The sequence below is a fragment of the Mesorhizobium sp. M5C.F.Ca.IN.020.29.1.1 genome (assembly GCF_003997375.1).
In the GTDB taxonomy this organism is placed as follows: domain Bacteria; phylum Pseudomonadota; class Alphaproteobacteria; order Rhizobiales; family Rhizobiaceae; genus Mesorhizobium; species Mesorhizobium wenxiniae.
In genome coordinates this window covers 1-2,951 of record NZ_RZSW01000645.1, presented here as the reverse complement: position 1 = coordinate 2,951, position 2,951 = coordinate 1, and the positions used below count along the sequence as shown (strand labels likewise).

The 2,951-nt window shown below is 64.3% G+C and carries 4 protein-coding genes; 2 read left to right on the top strand and 2 right to left on the bottom strand.

The window, feature by feature from the left end:
• Together EOA85_RS31435 and EOA85_RS31430 are read right to left on the bottom strand one after the other, a co-directional pair.
• Positions 1–828 (bottom strand): DUF3991 and TOPRIM domain-containing protein (locus EOA85_RS31435; protein ID WP_127212331.1); only part of this gene is annotated, 828 nt, incomplete at its 3' end.
• Between the two features lie 200 nt (positions 829–1,028).
• A complete protein-coding gene (locus EOA85_RS31430; RefSeq protein WP_127212330.1) occupies positions 1,029–1,301 on the bottom strand; it encodes a hypothetical protein in 273 nt (90 codons plus the stop codon).
• Between the two features lie 164 nt (positions 1,302–1,465).
• Here EOA85_RS31430 and EOA85_RS31425 point away from each other — a divergent pair, with 164 nt between their 5' ends.
• On the top strand, positions 1,466–2,059 hold the full coding sequence (locus tag EOA85_RS31425; protein ID WP_127212329.1) for an SOS response-associated peptidase family protein: 594 nt from the start codon (positions 1,466–1,468) through the stop codon (positions 2,057–2,059).
• Between the two features lie 162 nt (positions 2,060–2,221).
• The coding region (locus EOA85_RS31420; RefSeq protein WP_164760003.1) for an NADP-dependent oxidoreductase at positions 2,222–2,951 on the top strand (730 nt) is incomplete at its 3' end.

The following is a 2,951-nucleotide window of genomic DNA, read 5'->3' as shown; positions in this document are numbered from 1 at the left end:
TCCGACCTCCTCGGCCAGGGCGAGAAGGCGATCGGCATAGATGTCGCCCTGCACATTGTTGTCGGTGGCCGCGACAAGCCGTGCCTCCGACCGCTTTGCCACCAGGCGAATGGCAGCGTCAGTCGCTGGCGACCAGCCGCCGCCGGTGCTGAGATAGAGGGTGTCGGCGCGAAGGGCTTCAAGTGCGGCGAGGCTCATAGCGTCGATCGCCGCCTCGGTGACGCAGAGGCGAAGCGCATCGGGCCGGCCGAGCCGGAACAGCACCTTGGCGCCCCCGGTGGCAAAGCCGCGCCAGTCCGGTCCGCGCTCTTCCCAGCCGGTGACGGCGCCATCGGCATTGAGGTGCGTCGCCCACATGCTGCCATGCGGGCCCTCGCGCAGGACGTTGGCACCGATCGCGGCGCGGACGATGCGTTCGGGCAGTCTGCGAGCATCGGTGAGATAGCGCCAGGTCGCCGATCCGCGCCATGGCTTGCGCCGCGCCTGCCAGCGTTCGGCAACGGACAGGTCGGGCTCGCGGTTGCGGGACTCGCGGTGCCAGACCGGCTCGATGGGAACAAAGCCGACGAGACCAGCGATATCATTCATGGCCTGGACGAAAGGCACGCCCTCGAGATGCTCGACCAGGCGGAAGACATCGCCCTTGCCATCGGAAAGTGGGTCGAACCAGCCTTTGCCGTCATGGATGACGATGATGATCGCCGCGTCGCGGCGATACTTCATCGCCTTGCGGGTGCTCTCCTTGACGTCGAGGGCGAAGCCCGCGCGTTCCAGCACCGCGGCGCAGGGCACCTTGTCCTTCAGCTCTTCCAGGTCTGCTTTTTCCATCTTTCTCCCGCACGCACTATGTCGCGCTCCCTTCCATTCGATTCCGCCCCCGATATGGGGGGCAGCAACCGGAGGCCGCGAAGAGCAAGGCTGGCAAGGGCGCGGCCGGCAAGTAGCAAATGTTCGAGTCCAGAGAGCTGCGGGCCGCGGCGCAGCTTGCCTTGCCAGACGTAGCGCGCAAGCGGCAAGGCAATCGAGCATCAGCGTTGGCGACGCTCTTCCCCGCCCGCGATCGCCCGCACGACGTCCACATCCATTTCCGCTCGCGGCGTCAGCCGGGCGACCTCGGCAGCCACCTTGGCCCAATGGAAGAATTCGGCGCGGTCGCCGCGCACCCGCGCCCGGGCTGCACGGCGCTGCGCTTCGTAATAGGCATTAACCTCATCAGCGATGACGAGGGCGCGGGCGTCCGCCTGCCAACGCCGCCTGATCGCCCGTCTCTGTTCGGCCCATCGCCGCAGCGCCGCAAACATGAAGCCCTTCCTTTTTTTGCACGACGCTCCGTCGCTGCGCGTCACGGGATGGACGCCCGAAGGGTGAAGACCCGCCTCGCGGGGCTTCAGCTTCGCCGACAGTCCGGTCCCGACAGGGAGACGCCCCCTCTCGAAAGATCTTTCGATCTGGCATAACTTTAGACATGTGCAACGCGTACGAACAGCATGTGAAGTGGGTGGAATACTGCAAGATGATGCAGGCGCTCGAGCTTGGCATTCCCACGCAGCAGAGCGAACTCGACCTTCCTGAGAGCGACGACATCCGGATCAACGACATGGCGCCGGTCATGCGCGCTGCCGGCAACGGGATTGAGCTGGTGCCGATGAATTTCAGCTTCCCGCCGTCAGGACCCAAGGGCGGGCCAGTCTTCAATTTCCGGTCGGAAGGAAGAAATTTCGCCAACAGCAACCGGTGCCTCATTCCGGCATCGGCATTTTTCGAGTTTACCGGCGCCAAATACCCAAAAACGAAGCATCGTTTCACGCTCAATGGAGCGCCATTCATGGTGATCGCCGGCATATGGCGCGAGGGCCAAGGCAATCATCCCTCGGCGTTCACGACGCTGACAACCGAACCGGGCCCAGACATCGCTCCTTTTCACAATCGTCAGATTGTAGTGCTGCAGCCGTCAAACTGGGCGGCTTGGCTTTTTCTGACCAAGCCCGAGAAGGAACTTCTGAAGGCTCTCCCAGGAGGCTCGCTCGATGTCGAAACCGTGCGAAAAGGAAGCGAGTGACCGGAGGCTAGCCATCGCACCGTTGACTTTTGCGCGCCGCGTCGATGGCATCGGCTCCATAACCAAAGGTCAGTGGACCCATCGAGTTTAGCCTTCCCATTTTTCGCTCGTCCGCAAAGGAATTCGAAAAATGATGACCTACCACACACAGGCAGATGGGTGATGAAGGCAATCGTTGTGACGGACCAGGCTGCGGGAACGGCCGGGATGAAGCTAGCGGAGCGACCCGAGCCGCAGGCGGCGATAAACGACGTTGTCGTTCAGGTTCATGCGTCGGGATTCGTCCCGACTGAGCTGGCGTGGCCCTCGACCTGGACCGATCGCGTGGACCGTGACCGGACGCCATCGATCCCCGGGCACGAGCTGGCCGGAGTGGTCACCGCCCTCGGCTACGGTACGACCGGACTGTCGGTGGGGCAGCGGGTGTTCGGCCTCGCCGATTGGCATCGCGACGGCACCCTGGCGGAGTATATAGCTATCGAGGCACGCAACGTCGCGCCGCTGCCAGGCGACGTCGACTTCACGGTAGGCGCTAGCTTGCCGATCTCGGGCCTGACTGCGTGGCAGGGTCTGTTCGACCATGGCCGCCTTCAGGCCGGGCGGAGCGTCCTTGCGCATGGTGCGGCCGGCGCAGTCGGGTCGATGGTGACGCAACTCGCACGAGAGGCCGGTGCCTACGTCATTGGCACCGGACGCGCTGCCGACCGTCAGAAGGCGCTCGACTTCGGCGCGAACGAGTTCGTCGACCTCGAGAACGACGCCCTGGAAGACGTCGGCGGCGTCGATCTGGTGTTCGATGTTATCGGCGGCGACATCCAGAAGCGGTCCGCGGGCCTGATTCGGGCCGGAGGAACACTGGTGACCGTCGTCGGGCCGCCCGACGACCGTCACC